At 68.4% G+C, this 18,409-nt stretch carries 19 protein-coding genes, 1 tRNA gene and 1 pseudogene; 8 read left to right on the top strand and 13 right to left on the bottom strand.

Features of this window, described 5'->3' with window-relative positions; genetic code table 11:
- Position 1 precedes the first annotated feature (1 nt).
- From BZF57_RS13260 to BZF57_RS13250, 3 genes are all read right to left on the bottom strand, one after another.
- The gene (locus BZF57_RS13260) at positions 2-1,030 is read right to left on the bottom strand and encodes a patatin-like phospholipase family protein (protein ID WP_086738727.1); all 1,029 of its coding nucleotides are present in this window, start codon (positions 1,028-1,030) and stop codon (positions 2-4) included.
- Positions 1,031-1,124: 94 nt separating this feature from the next.
- The gene (locus BZF57_RS13255) at positions 1,125-1,331 is read right to left on the bottom strand and encodes a hypothetical protein (RefSeq protein WP_086738725.1); all 207 of its coding nucleotides are present in this window, start codon (positions 1,329-1,331) and stop codon (positions 1,125-1,127) included.
- Between the two features lie 5 nt (positions 1,332-1,336).
- Positions 1,337-2,881: an alpha-L-fucosidase gene (locus BZF57_RS13250; RefSeq protein WP_240505985.1), complete on the bottom strand. Its 1,545-nt coding sequence runs from the start codon at positions 2,879-2,881 to the stop codon at positions 1,337-1,339.
- 121 nt (positions 2,882-3,002) lie between these two features.
- Here BZF57_RS13250 and BZF57_RS13245 point away from each other — a divergent pair, with 121 nt between their 5' ends.
- A complete protein-coding gene (locus BZF57_RS13245) occupies positions 3,003-4,628 on the top strand; it encodes a DUF5597 domain-containing protein (protein ID WP_143738499.1) in 1,626 nt (541 codons plus the stop codon).
- A 182-nt stretch (positions 4,629-4,810) separates the two neighbouring features.
- Here the strand turns inward: BZF57_RS13245 and nusG are convergent, their stop codons facing one another.
- From nusG to BZF57_RS21455, 3 genes are all read right to left on the bottom strand, one after another.
- On the bottom strand, positions 4,811-5,347 hold the full coding sequence (gene nusG, locus BZF57_RS13240; protein ID WP_086738719.1) for a transcription termination/antitermination protein NusG: 537 nt from the start codon (positions 5,345-5,347) through the stop codon (positions 4,811-4,813).
- Between the two features lie 49 nt (positions 5,348-5,396).
- The gene (secE, locus tag BZF57_RS13235) at positions 5,397-5,633 is read right to left on the bottom strand and encodes a preprotein translocase subunit SecE (protein WP_240505992.1); all 237 of its coding nucleotides are present in this window, start codon (positions 5,631-5,633) and stop codon (positions 5,397-5,399) included.
- Between the two features lie 203 nt (positions 5,634-5,836).
- Complete coding sequence (locus BZF57_RS21455) at positions 5,837-5,989, bottom strand: hypothetical protein (protein ID WP_169712971.1); 153 nt, start codon at positions 5,987-5,989, stop codon at positions 5,837-5,839.
- Positions 5,990-6,155: 166 nt separating this feature from the next.
- Between BZF57_RS21455 and BZF57_RS13230 the strand changes: the two genes are divergently transcribed.
- Complete coding sequence (locus BZF57_RS13230) at positions 6,156-6,878, top strand: thermonuclease family protein (RefSeq protein ID WP_162291014.1); 723 nt, start codon at positions 6,156-6,158, stop codon at positions 6,876-6,878.
- 54 nt (positions 6,879-6,932) lie between these two features.
- On the opposite strand, the gene BZF57_RS13225 is transcribed toward BZF57_RS13230, so the two are convergent.
- A tRNA-Trp gene (locus tag BZF57_RS13225) sits at positions 6,933-7,008 on the bottom strand.
- Positions 7,009-7,138: 130 nt separating this feature from the next.
- Here BZF57_RS13225 and BZF57_RS13220 point away from each other — a divergent pair.
- Together BZF57_RS13220 and aat are read left to right on the top strand one after the other, a co-directional pair.
- The gene (locus tag BZF57_RS13220; RefSeq protein WP_086738713.1) at positions 7,139-7,576 is read left to right on the top strand and encodes a hypothetical protein; all 438 of its coding nucleotides are present in this window, start codon (positions 7,139-7,141) and stop codon (positions 7,574-7,576) included.
- A 5-nt stretch (positions 7,577-7,581) separates the two neighbouring features.
- Entirely contained in the window at positions 7,582-8,388 is an 807-nt protein-coding gene (aat, locus tag BZF57_RS13215) for a leucyl/phenylalanyl-tRNA--protein transferase (RefSeq protein WP_086738976.1), read from the top strand.
- Between the two features lie 35 nt (positions 8,389-8,423).
- Here aat and BZF57_RS13210 read toward each other — a convergent pair.
- From BZF57_RS13210 to BZF57_RS13195, 4 genes and pseudogenes are all read right to left on the bottom strand, one after another.
- Positions 8,424-8,660, bottom strand: a pseudogene (locus BZF57_RS13210) (DUF2155 domain-containing protein); the annotation flags it as partial.
- Between the two features lie 185 nt (positions 8,661-8,845).
- Positions 8,846-9,274, bottom strand: coding sequence for an NADH:ubiquinone oxidoreductase subunit NDUFA12 (locus BZF57_RS13205; protein ID WP_086738711.1), 429 nt, complete (start codon positions 9,272-9,274; stop codon positions 8,846-8,848).
- Between the two features lie 307 nt (positions 9,275-9,581).
- Positions 9,582-10,082 (bottom strand): DUF192 domain-containing protein, encoded by a 501-nt coding sequence (locus BZF57_RS13200; protein WP_240505984.1) that lies wholly within the window; start codon positions 10,080-10,082, stop codon positions 9,582-9,584.
- Positions 10,076-10,654, bottom strand: coding sequence for a regulatory protein RecX (locus tag BZF57_RS13195; RefSeq protein ID WP_240505983.1), 579 nt, complete (start codon positions 10,652-10,654; stop codon positions 10,076-10,078). The genes BZF57_RS13200 and BZF57_RS13195 overlap by 7 nt, the downstream gene beginning before the upstream one ends.
- A gap of 225 nt (positions 10,655-10,879) precedes the next feature.
- Here BZF57_RS13195 and BZF57_RS13190 point away from each other — a divergent pair, with 225 nt between their 5' ends.
- Positions 10,880-12,613 carry a fatty acyl-AMP ligase gene (locus BZF57_RS13190; RefSeq protein WP_086738705.1) on the top strand — a complete coding sequence of 578 codons (1,734 nt, stop codon included), beginning with the start codon at positions 10,880-10,882 and terminating at the stop codon, positions 12,611-12,613.
- A 7-nt stretch (positions 12,614-12,620) separates the two neighbouring features.
- Here the strand turns inward: BZF57_RS13190 and BZF57_RS13185 are convergent, their stop codons facing one another.
- Entirely contained in the window at positions 12,621-14,180 is a 1,560-nt protein-coding gene (locus tag BZF57_RS13185) for an MFS transporter (RefSeq protein ID WP_240505982.1), read from the bottom strand.
- A 20-nt stretch (positions 14,181-14,200) separates the two neighbouring features.
- The gene (locus BZF57_RS13180; protein WP_086738702.1) at positions 14,201-15,787 is read right to left on the bottom strand and encodes a TIGR00341 family protein; all 1,587 of its coding nucleotides are present in this window, start codon (positions 15,785-15,787) and stop codon (positions 14,201-14,203) included.
- A 198-nt stretch (positions 15,788-15,985) separates the two neighbouring features.
- On the opposite strand from BZF57_RS13180, the gene BZF57_RS13175 reads away from it, so the two are divergent.
- From BZF57_RS13175 to BZF57_RS13165, 3 genes are read left to right on the top strand one after another with little or no spacing between them, the layout of a single operon-like run.
- Positions 15,986-17,197 (top strand): toxic anion resistance protein, encoded by a 1,212-nt coding sequence (locus BZF57_RS13175; RefSeq protein ID WP_086738700.1) that lies wholly within the window; start codon positions 15,986-15,988, stop codon positions 17,195-17,197.
- Positions 17,197-18,015, top strand: coding sequence for a hypothetical protein (locus tag BZF57_RS13170; RefSeq protein WP_086738698.1), 819 nt, complete (start codon positions 17,197-17,199; stop codon positions 18,013-18,015). Before BZF57_RS13175 ends, BZF57_RS13170 begins: the two co-directional genes overlap by 1 nt.
- A 3-nt stretch (positions 18,016-18,018) precedes the next feature.
- On the top strand, positions 18,019-18,318 hold the full coding sequence (locus tag BZF57_RS13165; RefSeq protein WP_086738696.1) for a polyhydroxyalkanoic acid system family protein: 300 nt from the start codon (positions 18,019-18,021) through the stop codon (positions 18,316-18,318).
- The last annotated feature ends 91 nt before the right edge of the window (positions 18,319-18,409 follow it).

The raw sequence follows: 18,409 nt of genomic DNA, 5'->3' as shown, positions 1-18,409 counted from the left end.
GCTACTCGGTCGGATACCAGACGGACTGGGCCATGCTGACGATGTTCTGCCAGTCCGGGCTGTCGATATAGGCCGCGACGTCATTCTCGAGCTGCGCGATGTCCTTGTAATCGTCCATCGCATAGGGCTGGATCACAGGCTCCGCCCGCAGGAAGCGCGAGCCCGGCTGGTTGGGCGGGCCGAACATCGCGGCCGCCGCCGCCGTCGACAGCTCCTCGTTCATCGACAGCGCCAGTTCGAGCAGCGGCAGCGCCGGGCGCGGGCCTGACGCGAACAGATCGAGCCACAGGTTCGCGCCCCAGCTCATCGCGCCATAGTCATGGTTGACCACGTCATCGGGCGTGATTCCGAAGGAGCTCGTGGCGGTACCGATCGAAATCACGCGGATGTCCGAGGGGCTCACGCCCGTCGTTCCCAGCACCTCGGCCACGGCGTAGGCGAGCGGGTTGTTGGCCACCAGGCCGCCATCGACGTAATAGCTGTCGTAATCGCTACCGACCCCCTCGATCGGCACCGGCGGGAAATAGATCGGCGCGGCCGAGGTCGCCAGCGCCGCGTCTACCGGGTTGAGGCCGGTGTAGGGGTTGCCGCTCAGGCTGGAGAGGAAGCGGGGCATCCACGATCCCAGACCGGTGCCGAGCGCATTCTGGTCCCACAGCTGGGCCGAGACGACCGCGACATCGCGCGTGGCGGTCGCCAGCGATGCCATCGTCGGGTAGTTCGCGAGCCACGCCGTGGCCATCTGGTTGATGCCGTCGTTCTTGTACAGGACCGAGGTCGCGCCATCGTCGTCGGAATAGCCCTGGAAGATCACCGCGCCATCGTTCTTGTAGACATCGAGCACCTCGGTCACCGATTGCCCTGCCGCCAGCGACAGGCTGATGAGCCCGCCAGTGGAGGTGCCGACCAGCAGATTGGCGTCATCGACCAGGCCGGACATGCCCGGCTGGCCGACCAGATTGTCGAGCAGCATCGCGCTCACCAACCCGCGGATGCCGCCGCCGTCGAACGATAGAATTCTGTAGGTCATGATATCCCCCCAAAGGTTGTGGTCCCGGGGGAAGTATCACTCGATTCCCGTTTATTTTCAAGATGAAGCGCGTTAGGCGCGGGTCAGCCGGAGGTCAGTCGCCGGGATTTACGGGATCGGGCCTGCTGTTTGCGCCGCGCGGCACCCGCAGCCCCTTGGTGCGGCTGGTGAGGTGGAACTGCTTGCACAGCGCGCACTTGTAGGCGCGCAGGATAACGTCCGCTTGGAGGGCGGCAGCCTCGGCTGCCTCGCGGGTGGCATAGCGACGTTTGCGGTTGCAGATGCCGGGGCGGGTTTGCATCGCCGTCAGGCCTGCCCGGGCGCGGCGGTGCGGCCCGCGATGCGCAGCACCAGCGGCATGTCGCCGATATCGCCGCTCTCGAGCGTCACGGTCAGCCCGGCATCGTCTGCGGTGAAGGCGAGCGGTCGGCCATTGGCGAGCCGCACCGCCTCCACCCCGCCACCCGCCAGCGCCGCCAGCCGCAGCGGGCCAGCCTGCGGGGTCAGCACGATGGCATTGAGCAGCGCGTCCTTGCACGTGTAGCGCACGCTCTCGCCCTCACCGAAAACCCGCCACGGACGCGAGCCATAGATCGCCGCCTCGCCTTCGCGCGCCATCCAGCTGCCCAGCGCGTCGAGGATCGCGCGCTCCTGTCCGTCCAGTGTCCCGTCGCCGCGCACCGGCACCGACAGGAGCAGTGTGCCGTTCTTGGCGACCACATCGGCAAGCAGCGCCGCGATGCCCGCCGCGGGCACATAGCTGCGCTGCTGAAACCGCGCGCGGTTGTAGTGCCAGTCGCCGATGCAGGTGGCCGATTGCCAGGGCTCCGGCTCGATCCCCGCAGCGCCGCTGCGCTCCATCGTCACCAGCGTGCCCTGCCCGCGCGTGAAACCGGCCGTCATCACCCCCGAAAAGCTGCCGGTGCGGGCGATGGCCGCGTTGTAGAAATGCGCGGCCGCGATCCGCCCGATTGCGCCGAAGGGCAGACGGTGCCCGTCCTGATAGAGGAAATCGGGCTGGTAGCGCTCGACCAGCGCGGTCTGGCGCGCCAGCCAGCCCGCGGCGAAGGCGAAGTCGTCCGGCGGCACGTCCTCGCTCCACTGGCCGCTGGTGGCATCGTGCCAGGCGCGCATCGCCTCGGGGCTTTCGAGCCCGTCGGGGGGCACCATCCGCGCACCGGTGTAGAGCGCCTGCGGATCGAGCCCCTCCCACGGCTTACCGACCCCATCGGCGCGGGTCAGGCGGAAGGCATCGTAGCGCTCGCCCTTGCGCTGGCCGACCGTGTCATAGCCATAGGCGGTCTGCCACCAGTGCCAGGCATGACTGGCGTGGTTCGAAACCCCGAACGGCAGGCCCAGCTGGCGCGCGGCGGCGGCCCATCCGCCGACAATGTCGCGCCTGGGCCCGAGCCGCACGCTGTTCCATTCGTGGTGAGGGTTTGGAAACAGGTCGAAATTGTCGTGATGGCAGGCCATCGCCACCAGAAACCGCGCGCCTGCCGCCTTGTAGGCGCTGAACACCGCGAGCGGATCCCATGCCTCGGCCCGCCAGCCGGCGATGACATCGATGAAGCCTGTGTCCGCCGGGTGGCCGTAAAGCCGCCGGTGGATCGCCGATTGTTCCTCGGCCTCGAGATACATCCGCCGGCCGTACCAGTCGCCCGCCTCGGGCGCGCATTGCGGGCCCCAGTGCGCCCAAAGGCCGAGCTTGGCGTCGCGATACCAGTCGGGCACGGTGAAGGCATCGGCCAGCCCTTCGGCCGTCGGGGCAACCGGCCCGGCCCCGGCAGCGCGCAAGCGCTCCGGCAATGCGGCAAGGGCCGCCAGCCCCAGCATTTCCCTGCGCCGCATCGGTCCCTCTCTCCCCGCTCCCCCGGTCTCCTGCCGCACGCATGCGCGCGAAGAGTCGCGTTTGCAATTGCCGCTCGCCCTCCTATGGTAGCGCAAACATAGTTCTGGAGGGGGCGCGGGGATGGGCAGGTTCGGTGCGGCATTACTGGGCGCGCTGTTGCTAGTGCTGGCGGGCGCCGTGCGGGCCGAGGCCCCGCTCCCGCGCATCGCTGATGGCTCCGCCCGGCCGATGCTGCTGGTCGACGGCAAGCCCTTCGTGGCGCTGGCGGTGCAGGCCAATAACTCCTCGGGCTATCCCGCCGCGCTCGGCCAGGTCTGGCCCGCGGCCAAGGCAGTGCACGCGAACACGGTGATGCTCCCGCTCGGCTGGGAGCAGGTCGAACCCACCGAAGGCCAGTTAGACTTTGCCGATGTCGACGCGATGCTCGCGGGCGCGCGGGCGCACGATCTGCGGCTGGTGCTGCTGTGGTACGGAACGTGGAAGAACACCAGCGCGAGCTACACCCCGGCATGGGTCAAGCAGGACGGCAAGCGCTTCCCGCGGATGCGGCACCCCGATGGCCGTGCGCATGGCTCATTGAGCCCCCACGGCGCCGAGACCCTCAAGGCCGACGCGCGCGCCTTCGCCGCGCTGATGCGGCACCTGCGTGAGGCCGATCCGCAGCACACGGTCATCATGGTGCAGGTCGAGAACGAGGCGGGCAGCTGGGGCCTCGCCCGCGACCATACGCCCGAGGCCGAGGCGCTGTTCGAGGGGTTGGTGCCGTCCGAGCTGGCCCGCGCGCTCGGCATCCCGCGCCAGAGCTGGGAGGCGAGCTTCGGCCCGCGCGCCGAGCAGTTCTTCATGTCGTGGCACGTGGCGCGCTACATCGATCAGGTCGCGCGCGCGGGGCAGGCGGAGCTCGCCCTGCCGATGATCGCCAATGCGGCGCTCGGCAATGCCTTCACCGACGAGGGCGGCGATATCGGCCCCTCGGGCGGGCCGAACTGGAATGCCTTGCCGGTGTGGCGGGTGGCCGCGCCCTCGCTCGCGGCGATCGGCCCGGATATCTACACCCGCGATGCGGCGGCGGTGGTGCGCTATCTCGATCGTTATGCGGAAGGGCGCGCGCCGCTGATCGTGCCGGAGATCGGCAATGCGGCGGAATATGCGCGCTTCGCCTTCCCCGCATTCGGGCGCGGAGCGCTGCTCTATTCGCCCTTCGGGATCGATGCGACGGGCTATGTGAACTATCCGCTCGGCGCCAAGATGCTCGACAAGCCGACGCTCGAGGCCTTCGCGGCGCCCTATCGCCTGCTGGGGAGCGCGATGTCGGCCTGGCCGCAGATCGCGGCGGAAAAGCCGATCTGGGGCACGGCGCGCGGGAATGACGGGGCGGACCAGAGCACCACGATGGGCCGCTGGAGGCTCACCACCGCCTATGGACGCTGGGCATTCGGCGAGGACGAGTGGACATGGATCGCGCGCGACCCGCACCCGCTCGCCGATGTGCCGACCGGCGGGCTGGTGGCGGCGCAGCTCGATGCCGACACCTTCTTGGTCGGCGGCCAGAACGTGCGCCTGCGCCTCGCCCTCGCCACCCCCGCGAAAGGCGAGAGCGCACAGGTGATCGCGGCGGAGGAGGGCACCTTCGAGGGCGGCCAATGGGTGATGCGCCGCCGCTGGAACGGCGACCAGATCGACTACGGCTTCAGCTTCGGCACGGAGCCGGTGTGGCTGAAGATCACGATGGGCAGCTTCCGCTGACCCAAATGACTCTAAAGCCTGAAGGGAAGCGCAAGAACGGCCTCGCAGAGGCCGCGAGCGCACGCGCGCGAGCCGCAGGCGCCCCGTAGCGAAGCGAAGGAGGAATTCAGGCCTCAAGTAGCGAAGCGGTAGGCCGACAAAGACTCGCTGAGGATGCTCGCCCGGAGGGGCGAGCGAAAGACCTACTTCGACAATTCCACGTGCTCGAAATCGAGCTCCACCGGGGTCGCGCGGCCGAAGATCGAGACGCTGACCTTGACCTTCGCCTTGTCGAAATCGAGCTCTTCCACGATGCCGTTGAAGCTCGCGAAGGGCCCGTCGAGCACCTTGACCGAATCGCCGATCTCGTAATCGACGCTGATGTCGCGCTTGGGCGCGGCCTTGGCTTCTTCCACGCCGCCGAAATAGCGCGAGGCCTCACGCTCGGAGATCGGCTGCGGCTTGTTGCCCGAGCCGAGGAAGCCGGTCACCTTCGGGGTGTTCTTGACGAGGTGGTAGATGTCGTCGGTCATGTTCAGCTTGGCGAGCACGTAGCCGGGCATGAACTTGCGTTCGACCTGCACCTTCTTGCCGCGCTTCACTTCGGTCACAGTCTCGGTCGGGACCTGCACTTCCTCGACGCCTTCGCTGAGGCCGAGGCGCTCGGCTTCGGCGATGATCGCGTCGCGCACCTTGTTCTCGAAACCGGAGTAAGCGTGGATGATGTACCAGCGGGCCATGGGACGTCCTTGGGAAATAGGGATCTGTTAGGGCGACGGGCGTCGAGGGTTACTTGAGCAGGCCGATCAGCGCGTTGACGCTGAAGCCGAAGATGCCGTCGATGCCGAGGAAGAAGACCGACAGGATCAGCATGAAGATGAACACGAAGATCGCCGTGCGCACCGTCTCCTCGCGGGTCGGCCAGACGATCTTGTTCGTCTCGGCCTGCACCTGGCGCATGAACTCGCCGGGCGAGGTCTTGGGCTTCTTCGGTTCTGCCCCGTCCTTCGGGTTGGGGGCGATCATCTTGTCGGCCATGCCAGCCTTATCCTTCGCGTAATGCCGTCTCGTCTGTCCGGCCGGCTTTCAGGTAGGGCTCCGCGCCGCCCGGGACAAGGTCGCCGGAGGGGCTGGAGGATCTGCCGATGTCGGAAAGACGTTTGCGCCCTTACGCCGGGGGCAGCGCAAATGCAAGGGAGGCTTACGCGGCGTGAGTGCCGTGTGCGGCCTCAGCGCAGGCCGAGCAGGCGGGCGACAAGCCCGGGCTCGCGCGCCATCGGCTGCAAGGGCCCGTGGATCGCCGCCAGCCGCGCCGGATCGCGCGTGGGCCGCGGGCTGACCCAGTGGTCGGGACGCGAGGAACGGAAGGTGTAGGCGCTCATCCTTGGTCTCCTGTAGGGGTCGATGACTTCAACTCGTCGATAGGAATACACGGTTTGTCTTGCGGCAGGATGAATGGCCGCCCGCCCGCACCACACGGCGAGACGGTCAGAAGTTCTTAAGAACCTTGCGCAATGTAGGCAGGCAGCAATCTCGCAAGGACCGCCCATGCCCCTGCCCGCCGCATTCAGCCTCATCGCCGCAGCGCTCGCGCTCGGCCTTGCCCCCTCGGTCGCCTCGGCCAACATCATCGAAGGCCGCGCCGAAGTGATCGACGGGGATTCGCTCAAGGTCGGCGGGACGGAAGTGCGCCTGTTCGGGGTCGACGCGCCGGAATTCACCCAGACCTGCTCCAGCAACGGCACCCTGGTGGCCTGCGGAGCGATGGCGAAGGACGCTCTCGAGGGGCTGATCGCGGGCAGCACGCTGGTCTGCATCGCGCAGGACACCGACGGCTATGGCCGCACCATCGCGCGCTGCCAGACGGCGGGGATGGATGTCGCCCATGCGCTGGTCTCCTCCGGCTGGGCGACAGCCTTCCGGCGCTACGGCGACGATTACCTCGCCGCCGAATCGCAGGCGCGCGCGGCGCGGGCCGGAATCTGGCAATGGGATTTCCAGCGGCCCGAAGATTACCGGGCGAGCCAGCAGACGCTCGAGAAACCGGTCCGGGCCCATCGCACCGAGCGCGTCGCCGCATCAGCCGGCACGGCGCAGCGTAGCTTCGAAGGCGGCGGGATGTGCCTGATCAAGGGCAACCGTTCGCGTAGCGGCGAGTGGATCTACCACCTGCCCGGCATGCCCTACTACGACCAGACCCGCGCCGAGGACTATTTCTGCACCGAAGCGCAGGCCCAGGCCGCCGGATACCGCCGCTCGCGCGCACGCTGAGCGGCTGCCAGGTTGCGCCAGGCCTTGCGGGTCAATCCGTCGATAGGGAGGAAATGGCAGGGGTGACAGGATTCGAACCCGTGGCCCTCGGTTTTGGAGACCGATGCTCTACCAGCTGAGCTACACCCCTGCACTGGAAGAGCCGCGGCCTTTAACGGCACTGCCAGACTTAGGCAATCCTCTTTGCCTCGCAGGCTTTGCGCCTGTATCATCGCCCTAGCCATGCACGCGCCCGCCCGGGCGCCCCGCCCGAGGAGCCTATGCTGCCCGTCATCCTCCTGCCGCTCGCCGTGATGGCTCCGGGCACCGACCCGGCACACGTCGCCGACGGATGGGAGTTTGTCTGGGACAAGTGGTGCACCTTCGAGCAGGAGGCGAACGTGGGCGAGCCCGAGCCCTGCCGCGCCTTCGTGCGCCGGACAACAGCCAAGGCGGAGGACGGCACCGAGTATGCCGAAAGCGGATACATGTGGCACGCGAGGGATGGCCGCGAGGTTCGCTATGTCTCGAAAGTCGGCGCCGTCGGGATGAGCATCGCCACCATCGGCGTCGTCTCGGACAATCGCTACGAGGGCGGGGTGAGCTACGATCCGGCGGTCACCTATTCCCCGCATCGCAACAGCCTCATCATCGCCGTGCCCAATGAAGGCTATGAATTCGAGGTCTGCGACTTCGAACCGCGCAAGAAGGGGTGCTGAACGCCATGCACGCGCCCCATCGCCCTCCGATCCCGGTCGAGACCCTGCTGCTCGCCTATCGCAGCGGAATCTTCCCGATGGCGGACAAGCGCGAGGATACCGAGGTGTTCTGGGTCGAGCCGCGCGAGCGGGCGATCATTCCGCTCGACCGTTTGCACCTGTCGAAGTCGCTGAAGAAGGTGATCCGCGCCGACCGCTTCACGGTGACGGTCGACCGCGCCTTCGAGCAGGTGATCCGCGCCTGCGCCGAGCCGCGCCCCGATCATCCCGAAACCTGGATCAGCGAGCGGATCGTGCAGAGCTACCTCGGCCTGCACCGCGCAGGCCATGCCCATTCGGTCGAATGCTGGCAGACCGGCCCGGGCGGCTGGCCGCAGCTGGTGGGCGGGCTCTACGGGGTGAGCTTCGACCGGGTGTTCTGCGGCGAATCGATGTTCAGCCGGGTGCCGGATGCGAGCAAGGTCGCGCTCGCCTGGCTGGTGGCGCTGATGCGGCGGGCGGGGATGGTGCTGCTCGACTGCCAGTTCATGACCGAGCACCTGCGCTCGATGGGGGCGGCCGAGCTTGCGCAGGCGGATTATCGCCGGCTGCTCGAACGCGCGGCGGGCCAGCCGCGCTTCGGCCTCGGCATGGCGTGGCGCAGCTTCAGTTCGGGCTATGCCGCAGGCGCGGCGGGGGCTGCTGGCGTGGCGGCAGGCGCAGGCGCGGCCGAAGGAGCCGCAGACGGCTTCGCCGAGGGATCGGCCTTGGGCGCAGCCGGACCTTCTTCGCCCGGGAAGCGCATCGTGCAGTCCTTGACCCAGACATCGTAGACCGGGTGCTCGACCACATTGAGGCTCGGGCTTTCGAGGAACATCCAGCCCGAGAACACGCGGGTGTGCTGCGATGCCCCGCGCTCGCGGATGTCGACCTGGACGAAGGCCCCGGTCTGCTGCGGCAATTCCCAGGGCGCGGTGCGCTCGCAGGCCGAGACGCGGATGATGACGGGGCCGATCTCGCGCGATTCGCCCGGCTTCAGTCTGATCTCTTCCGAGACATTGTTGCGCTTGTTGAGGAGGCCGAGCACGGCGACGCGCTCGTTCATCGGGGTCGCGCCGTAATCACCCGCGGGCGAGGGGGCGGCGGCAGGCGCGGCAGCGGCCGGCGTGGCGTCGTCGATCGGCACCTTCACCGTCTCGGCCTTCTGCGGGGCGAAATAGTCGCAGCCCCCCAGCACCAGAGCGGCGGCGAGCGGGAGAGCAAGGCGCAAGGGGGCCTTCACGGCGCCCCTCAGTCCGCGCTGCCGGGCGTCCACGCCTCGTAATCGCCGACCGCGCGGGCCCGCTGGCCGCCGCGCTCCAGCGCGCCTTGCGGACGGTAGGCGGCGAGGGTGCCGGTGGCGTTGGGAGTGTAGTCGGCTTCCCAGATCTTCGCCGGGGGCAGGTGGCTTTCAGGCACCTCGTCATAGGTGCCGTGGAGCCAGCCGTGCCATTCGCTCGGCACGCGGCTCGCGTCGTTGGCGCCGTTGTAGATCACCCAGCGCTTCTCGCGGCTGGTGTAGGAGCCGTCATTGGCGGCGCGCGCCTTGGGCTTTTGGCGGTAGTACTTGTTGCCCGCCGCATCGGTGCCGACATGTTCGCCGCCCGCGCGGCTCGCCCACAGCTGGGTACCGAGCGTCGCGCCGTCCCACCAGGTGAAGATCTTCATCAGGAGTCCCATGGTCCACGCGCCTAGCCGAATTGGCGGGGAGGGAAAAGGGGGAGCGAGTCATTGTTTGCGTGCCCGCCTCCGCGGGCACGTCCTCGGCGCTGTTCCTCCACTTCGCTACGCTGCGTTCCGGGCACCTGCGGGCGGCCGTTCGGCCTTGCGGCCCGTCCGATGGCGGGCCGATCCAGCGCTTTCCTCTATGTGATGCGCTGACTTCGGTCGCGCCAGCGACCGCGAGCGCCCGACGCGTGCCGCAGGTGCTCAAGCCCGCAGGGCTTGAAACAGCACCGAGGACGAGGGCGCGGAGGCGCCCTCGCGATCAATAGGTCACCTTATCCCCCGGCACGATCCCCAGCGCCTTCGCCCGGCCCGCGCGCAGTTCCAGCACGCCGCTGGCGATGCCCTTGGAGCTCACCGAATCGAGCGAATAGGGCACGGTGTTGGCCGCGATGTTGAGGATGCGGCCGTCCACCCCGATGAAGATGATGTCGAGGCTGAGCGGGGTGTTCTTCATCCAGAAGCTGCGCGGCTGGGGGGTGTCGGAGGGGAAGATCATCCCCTCGTTGTCGCCTAGTTCGGTGCGGAACATCAGCCCGCGGGCCTGGGCTTCGGGGGTGTCGGCCACCTCGACGCGGAAGGGCAGCTTCTTGCCCCCGCTCTCGACGGTGAGGTCGATCACCCGGAGGCCCGAGACCGGGTGCGTCGCCGCCTGTGCGGCCGCCGCCGGGGCCGCAGTCTGCGCGGTCGCGCTCTCGCCGGAAGAGCAGGCCGTGAGCAGCCCCAGCACCAGTCCCGCGCCTGCCAGCATGTGCCTTACCATTGTCCGTCCGTCCCTTCCTCGTCCGCCGCCTCGGCGACCCACTCCTCGACATCATCGGCGTGGCCCGCGCCGAGGATGAATTTCACATGCTCGTACTGGTGGCCTGCGCGCAGCATTGCTGCAACGGCTTTTTCGTGGGCCTTGCGCGCCGCGAGTGGATCGGCCTCGGCGTCCCGTGCGCCGAACGGGCCGAGCCGGCGCTTGGCCGCCATCAGCGCGGCGGCGCGGCGGCCTGCGGCCTCGCCCGGAGCGTGCTGGCGGCGCAGGCCCTCGCCCACGCCGGCATGGCGCAGGCTCTCGTCGACCCGCCTTGCACCATAGCCGCGCCCGCCCAGATCGCGCGCGCGCATCCGGGCATAGGCGTCGTCATCGACATAGCCCAGCTCCACCAGCCGGGCGACGAGCGCGGGGACGTCGATCTCCACCGTCAGCCCCTCGGCATCCTCGGCGATCCCGCGTTCCCTGATCTTGCGCAAAAGATAGGCCTCGACCCGCGCGGCGGTGGTGGCAAAGCGGGCGGCATAATGCAGCGCAAGGTCGCGCAACTGCGCTTCGCCCAGCGGCGGTTTCACGCGGCTTTTCTCGCGCCGCCTGTCGCGGCGATCCTCCCCGTCGCCATGACCGGGGGATGACGAATTCGCTTTACGTGAAACCATTTCGCCTTATTCGTGCCACTTTCCTTATCAAATGCGCAACTCACGAAGCCGCCGGCAGGCCCGGTGACACGGGGTTACGCCAGAGCGCGAACGGGAGCATACCATGTATCGCGCCGCAAGTGACGGGTATCGCTGAAACTTATGACCGACGACGCTCTGACGCCGACGCCGAACGATTGCGATCTGCCGCGAATCCGTGCGCAATTTGCAACTTTCAACGAAGCGATCGACTACGCCGCGAAGAGCCGCAAGGGGCTTAACTTCCACGACATGCGCGGCGAGCTGGCGCGGGTCTATCCCTATTCCGAGATGCGCGCCGATGCGCTGGTGATGGCGCGGCGGCTGACTGGGGCGGGCATCGGGCGCGAGGACCGCGTGGCGCTGATCGCCGAGACCGGCCCCGATTTCGCCGCGCTGTTCTGCGCCTGTGTCTATGTCGGCGCATGGCCGGTGCCGCTGCCGCTGCCGACCACCTTCGGCGGCAAGGACAATTTCATCGACCAGCTGGCGATCCAGCTGATGAGCTCGGACCCCAAGATCCTGCTCTACCCCGAGGAAATCGCCGAAATGGCCGCCGCCGCCGCCGCGCGGCAGGGTTGTGCGGCGGAAAGCTGGCAGGACTTCGGCCAGCGCCCCGCTCCCGATTGCGAGCTGCCGCAGGCGAGCCCGGACGATATCTGCTACCTGCAATATTCCTCAGGCTCGACCCGCTTCCCGACCGGGGTTGCGGTGACGCACTCGGCGCTGCTCCACAATCTCTACGGCCACGCGACCACCATGAACCTCGGCGCGAACGACCGCTGCGTCAGCTGGCTGCCGTGGTATCACGACATGGGTCTGGTCGGCTGCCTGCTGTCGCTGATCGCCAACCAGGTCTCGGGCGATTACCTCAAGCCCGATGCCTTCGCGCGTCGCCCGCTGGCGTGGCTCGACATGATCAGCCGCAACCCGGGCAACACGCTCAGCTACTCGCCGACCTTCGGCTACGACATCTGCGCGCGCCGCATCTCGAGCCAGAGCCACGTGGCCGAGCGGTTCGACCTCTCGCGCTGGCGCATCGCGGGCAACGGCGCGGACATGATCCGCCCGGACGTGATGCAGAACTTCGTCAACGCCTTTGCCGAAGCAGGCTTCAAGGCCTCGAGCTTCACGCCCTCCTACGGCCTTGCGGAGGCGGTGCTGGCCGTCACCGTGATGCCGCCGGGCGAGGGCATCCGCGTCGAACTGGTCGAGGAAGAGCGCCTCTCGGGCGCCCCGCGCGATCTTTCGCGTCCGGCCCGCTACCGCGCGATCGTCAACTGCGGCAAGGCCCTGCCCGACATGGAAGTCGCGATCCGCGGCGAGAACGGCGAGACCCGCGGCGATCACCAGATCGGCAAGGTGTGGTGCCGCGGGCCTTCCGTGATGCATTCCTACTTCCGCAACGAGGAAGCCACGAACGACTGTCTGGTCGACGGCTGGCTCGACACCGGGGACATGGGCTACACGGCCAAGGGCTATCTGTTCATCGTCGGCCGGGCGAAGGACATGATCATCATCAACGGCAAGAACCACTGGCCGCAGGATATCGAGTGGGCGGTGGAGCAGCTCCCCGGCTTCAACCACGGCGACATCGCGGCCTTCTCGATCGAGATGGAAAACGGCGAGGAAGCGCCCGCGGTGCTGGTGCACTGCAAGGTCTCCGACCCCGAAGAGCGCGTGCGCCTGCGTGACCAGATCGCCGACAAGGTCCGCTCGGTCACCGGCATGAGCTGCATCGTCGAGCTGGTGCCCCCGCGCACCCTGCCGCGCACCTCCTCGGGCAAGCTCTCCCGCGCCAAGGCGAAGAAGCTCTACCTCGCGGGCGAGATCGTGCCGATCGATCTGGCGGCCTGAGACCGCGTTACTGCGCTTCGAGATCGCGCAGGCTGCGGCCTTGCGTCTCGCGGCCGAACCACGCGATCAGCCCCGCCGAGACGACTGTCGGCACCAGTAGCGTGACCGCCGCGCCCACCAGCGTCGGCGCGAAACCCGCGAGCGCGGCGACCTGCACCGCCACCCCGCCGAACTTGCTGCTTCCCGCCACCAGCCCCGTCGCCCGCCCGCGCGTGCCGAGCGGGTAGTTTTCGGCCGTATAGGGCAGCAGCACCGCGATCGTCCCGTTGGTGCCCACGATCAGCACCGCGATCACGGCGACCAGCAGCGGCTCCCAGCTCAGCACCGCAGGCGGCAGCAGCGCACCGACGAGGCCGAGGACGGTGAGGCCGACCGTCCCCACCAGCGTCCACTTGCTGCTCTGGCGCGCATAGAAATAGGCGGCCAGCAGGATCGTGGGCAGGGCGAGCAGCGAGGACTTGGCGAGGATCCCGCTTGCCACCGCGGCGCTGTAGCCGCGCGCCTGCAGGTCCGAGGGCAGCCACAGCAGCAGTCCGAAATTGACGAAGCTCCAGCACAGCGCGGTCGTCACCAGCGCGGCGGTGATACGGCTGTGATCGGCGGCGGCGGGGGCGCCCAAATCCGCAGGGGCAGGCGCGGATTGCGGCCGCGGCTTGGGCACCAGCCCGAAGCGCTGCTGCATCCGTTCGAGTTCGGCCACGCGCCCCCGCTCGGCCAGAAAGCGCGGGGTTTCGGGAATGAAGCGCCCGAGGGCCAGCAGCAGCAGACCGCTCGGGAAACCCTGCAACCACAGCGCCCGCCAGCCATAGACCGGCTCGAGCACATAGGCAGCGCCGCTCGCCGCAAGGTAGCCGCCCACCAGACCCGTGCCGCCGACCAGCACCAGCACCCAGCTGCGATGGCGCGGCGGCATGACCTCGGCGAGCAGGGTGTAGATCACCGGCAACATTCCCCCTGCGGATATGCCCATCAGGAAGCACATCACGAGGTTCCAGACGAAGGCCGGCATCGCGCCGCAGATTGCGGTCGAGACGAACAGGATGGTCGAAAGCAGGATCGACACGCGCCGGCCATAGACGTCGGCGAGCCAGCCCCACAGGAAGGATCCCACGGTCGTCCCCGTCAGCGCGACCAGCGGCAGTAGCGCGGCCTCGGACTTGGCGATGCCGTATTCGGCGGACAGGCCCGGCAGCACGAAGCCGAGCGTGGCGGGCTTCATCACGTCGATCACGAGGCCGAGCGTCAGCACCGCCAGCGTCGCCGCGTGCCAGCGGCCGAGCGGGGTGCTGTCGGGCGCCTCGTAATCGGTTCCGGCGTCGGCGCCGTGCTGGCCGCGCCCCTTGGGCAGCGCGCCGAAGCAGGCGAGCGGTACCCCGATCGCGATCAGCGCCATACCCAGCCACATCCCGCCGTCCATCGGCATGCCCTTGAGCTGGTTGCCCATCGCATGGGCCATCGCCAGCATCGGCAGGTGCAGCAGCACGCCGGCGCTGATCGCCGCGCACCCCGCCCAGAAGAACGGCGCGCGCTCGCCGACGATCGAAATCCTTGCCCCTGCTGTCGTCATGGCTCCGGCCTAGGGGGAAGCTACCGGTCGGGCAAGCCGCCCTCGTCCGCCCAGCCCGCCCGCAGCGGCGCTCCGCCCGCACTGACCTCGACCGTCACGCCGCCTTCGCGCAAGACCTCCGCCGCCGCTTCCGCCTCGCCCTCCGGCCCGGTGAGCAGCACACCGCGGTCCAGCCGCTGCGCGGCCCACTGCACCAGCGCGAGGGCCGCCTTGTCCGGTTCGCCATCCCTCGCGGCAATCGTCACCGCAAGCGGGGCCGACGGCGGGACGAGTTCGATCCGCCAATCGGGCTCGCTCGCCGCGATCCGCGCTTCGAGCGCGCGGTAGGTTGCGAGGCTCGCCCCCGGCAGCGGCTTGGCGCGCACCAGCGCGCGGCTGCGGGGCTCGTCGATCAGCACCTCGTTCTCGGACGTGCCTGCGGCGAGAGCCAGCCGCACCGCCAGCGCCGCCGCGCGGCCCGATGCGGCGCGCTCGCCCTGTTCGCGCGCGGCGGAAAGCTGGGCGCGTTCGGCAGCGGTCGCGGCGGTGCCGACCTCGTATTGCACCAGATCGAGCTTCACCGCCTCGCCCAGCCGCTCGGAGAGAGCGCGCGCGAGGCCTGCTTCGACCTCGGGCCTCAGCACGGGGGTGAAGACCACCGCCTCGATCCCCACCGGCTGCGCGGCGAAATCGATCTCGAGGGTGTCGAGCTTCGATCCCGCATCGAACTGCGCGCGGATCTCGCCGCGCACGATGCGCTGGGCGTTGGCTTCCCACGCGATCCGCTGGAGCGTGAAACCGAGCGGCACCGCGAGCGCAACCAGCACCAGCGCGATCATCGCCGTCTGGAACCGCGATTGCCCGCGCGAAAGGTTCGCCCGGAAGCCGTAGAGCCGCGCCATGCCGAAAGCGGTCAGCGCGATGGTGAGGAAGTTGGTCACGAACAGCAGCAGCGCGCCCGAGAATACCGTCCAGTTCCAGGTCGCAAGGCCGAAGCCCACCACCGCGAGCGGCGGCATCAGCGCGGTGGCGATGGCGACGCCGACGATCGCGCCCTCCTTGCCGCGGATCATGGCGTAGGCCCCGGCGAGCGCCGAGAACAGCGCCACGAACAGATCGAACAGATTGGGCCGGGTGCGCGCGGCGATCTCGCTGGTGATGCTCTGGATCGGGGAGACGAAGACGAGGCAGGCGCACAGCAGCACTGCCATCGCGCTGCCCAGCAGGAGCGTGCGGAAGCTCGCCTTGAGCCAGTCCCAGTCGCCGATCGCGAGCGCGAAGCCCAGCCCCATGATCGGGCCCATCAGCGGCGAAAGCAGCATCGCCCCGATCACCACGGCGGGCGAGGAGAGTAGCAGGCCGAGCACCGCGATCCCGCCGCTCATCGCGGTCATGAACAGGTAGTGCTCCGACAGGCGGCTGTCCTCGCGCCGGCGCTCGGTCACCTCGGCCTGATCGACCGCGCCGCTGACGTGCACCTTCCACCACTGGCGAACCTGTTCCCACACACCTTCCGGCGGGGCCGGCGAGGCAGGCGCAGGCGCGTCCCCGGCAGCCGGGCTGCCGCCGGTCGCTTCGGCTGCAATCGCGGCCTCGGGCGAGGCGGCAGGGGTGGGATCGTCTGTCATGTCTCGCCTTCTGGCCGCTGCGTGCTGCCCGAGCGATAGCCCGACCCCGCCCGGAAAGCCAAGATCGCGCGCGCGGTGGACGCGGCGCGGGTTTCCGGCTTACGATATGCAGGCCCGCTTGAAAGGCGTGTCTTAGATCACTAATACAGTGGGGAGCGCGCGCGCGAGCTGCGGGCGAAAGGGAGCACGAGAGACGGCATGAGCACCGAGACGCAGACCGCCACCGCCACCGAATTCACCCTGACCCCGCCCGATCCGGTGCCGGTGGTCGCGCCCGAGAAGGCGGCGGGGCTGGTGCCGGTCACGACCGAGCAGAAGTCCAAGCTCGACACCAAGGTCGATGCCTTCGTCGAGGAGCTGGTCGCGGTCGATGCCAATTCGCCGCAGTTCGGCGAGAAGGTCGACCAGATCACCCGCATGGGGCAGGAACAGATCCGCGCGGCGGCCGCGATGTCGAACCGCTTCCTCGACCGGCCGGTGCGGGCGATGGATGCCGACGGGAGCGTGGGCAAGGACCTCGCCGAACTGCGCCGCACGGTCGAGGACCTCGATCCGGGCAAGCAGGGCAAGCTGTCGGGGCCGCGCAAGATCCTCGGGATCATTCCTTTCGGCAACAAGATCAAGAACTACTTCGACAGCTATACATCCGCGCAGGGGCATATCAGCGCGATCCTCAAGCGGCTGGAAAGCGGCAAGAAGGAGCTGCATCTCGATAACGCCGCGATCGATACCGAGCGCCAGAAGCTGTGGGCGGCGATGGGCGAGCTGGAGCAGATGATCCACATCGCCAAGACCCTCGACGAGCGGCTGGAAGCCAAGGCGCTCGAACTCGACAGCTCGGACCCGGAAAAGGCCAAGGCGCTGCGGGAATCGGCGCTGTTCTATGTCCGCCAGCGCACGCAGGACCTGCTGACGCAGATGGCGGTGAGCGTGCAGGGCTACCTCGCGCTCGATCTCGTGAAGAAGAACAATGTCGAGCTGGTGAAGGGCGTCGACCGCGCGTCGACCACCACGGTGGGCGCGCTGCGCACCGCGGTGACGGTGGCGCAGGCGATGACCAACCAGCGCCTCGTGCTCGGGCAAATCACGGCCTTGAACAAGACCACCAGCGACATCATCGATTCGACCAGCACGCTGCTGCGCGAACAGACCGCGCAGATCCACGAGCAGGCCGCCGCGAGCACGATCCCGCTCGAAACCCTCCAGCGCGCTTTCCAGAACATCTACGACACGATGGACGAGGTCGACGCCTTCAAGGTGCGCGCGCTCGATTCGATGAAGCAGACGGTCAACGTGCTGACCAGCGAGGTCGAGAAGTCCAAGGGCTACATCGCCCGCGCGGAAGGGCAGGCGCAGGCGCAGGCCAAGGTCGCCGCGCAGACACCGTCGCTGCTCGCACTGGATAAGTGATGGCAGACAGCACCCGCGAATCCGACCGCATCCTGCGCGAGGCGAAGCGGAGCCTCGTCACCCAGCGCGATGGCGGCACCCACCGCCCCGCGCCGCGCGGGGCAAGCATCGGCAAGGCCTCGGCCGAGCTCAAGATGAAGAGCTTGCTGAAGCGGGTGCGCAATGTCGCGCTGGCGATCGTCGCGATCTGGATCGGCGCGGGAATCTTCAGCGCGGTTGTCGGCCCACTGCTGTTCTGGGGCTTCATGGCGACCCTCGTCGCGACCGTGGTGGCGGTCGGCGTTTTCGCCATGACAGGCAAGGTCAAGGTCCCCCAGCGCGCCGAACTCAAGCAGGGCAATCCGCACCAGATGGTCGCGCGCACCGAGATCTGGCTGGAGGCCCAGCGCCCCGCTTTGCCCCCGGCCGCGCAGGCGCTGGTCGACAAGCTGGGCGTGCAGCTCGATGCGCTCGGGCTGCAACTGAAGGGCCTCGGCGAGGACGAACCGGCGATGGCCGAAGTGCGCGAGCTGGTCGGCGAATATATCCCCGAGACGATCGACAACTACCGCAAGATCCCCGCACACCTGCGCGCGGAGGAATATGCCGGCAAGACCGCCGACGCGCGCCTTGTCGAAAGCCTCGAGAAGCTCTCGGGCGAGGTCGACCGCGTGACGCGGCGGCTGGCCGAAGGCGCGCTTGACGATCTGGCGATCAAGAGCCGCTATCTCGAATACCGCTATGGCGGAGCGGAGGCCCTCGAAGACGCCTCGGGCATGCCCGACACCGGCGTGCCGCTGCCCGATTTCTCGGCGATCCCCGCAAAGCAGGAGCGCTGAGCCATGCGCGTGACCCTTCCCCACACCCTCGGCAAGGAGGAAGTGCGCCGCCGGATGCACAAGCACGCCGACGAGATCGGCAGCTTCTTCCCCGCCGGCCTCGCCCGCGTCACCACCGCCTGGCCCAGCGAAGACCGCATGAGCATCACCGCCGAGGTGATGGGCCAGTCGATCCCCGGCTGGGTCGAGGTGCGCGAGAACGAGGTGGTGATCGAGATGGACCTGCCGCTGCTGCTCAGCGTGATGAAGGGCCCGCTCGAAGCGGCGGTGAAGAAGGAAGCCGGACGCCTGCTCGCCCCCTGAGCCGCGCCCGCACCGGCCTGCCCCCCATCGGCCGATTGCCCCTATCCAAAGTTTGTGTCATAGAAATCTGACACAATATTTTGCCTAAATT

This window comes from Erythrobacter colymbi (genome assembly GCF_002155685.1).
GTDB classification, from domain to species: domain Bacteria; phylum Pseudomonadota; class Alphaproteobacteria; order Sphingomonadales; family Sphingomonadaceae; genus Erythrobacter; species Erythrobacter colymbi.
The sequence above is the reverse complement of the archived record's forward strand: the minus strand, read 5'-3'. Positions and strand labels throughout refer to the sequence as shown.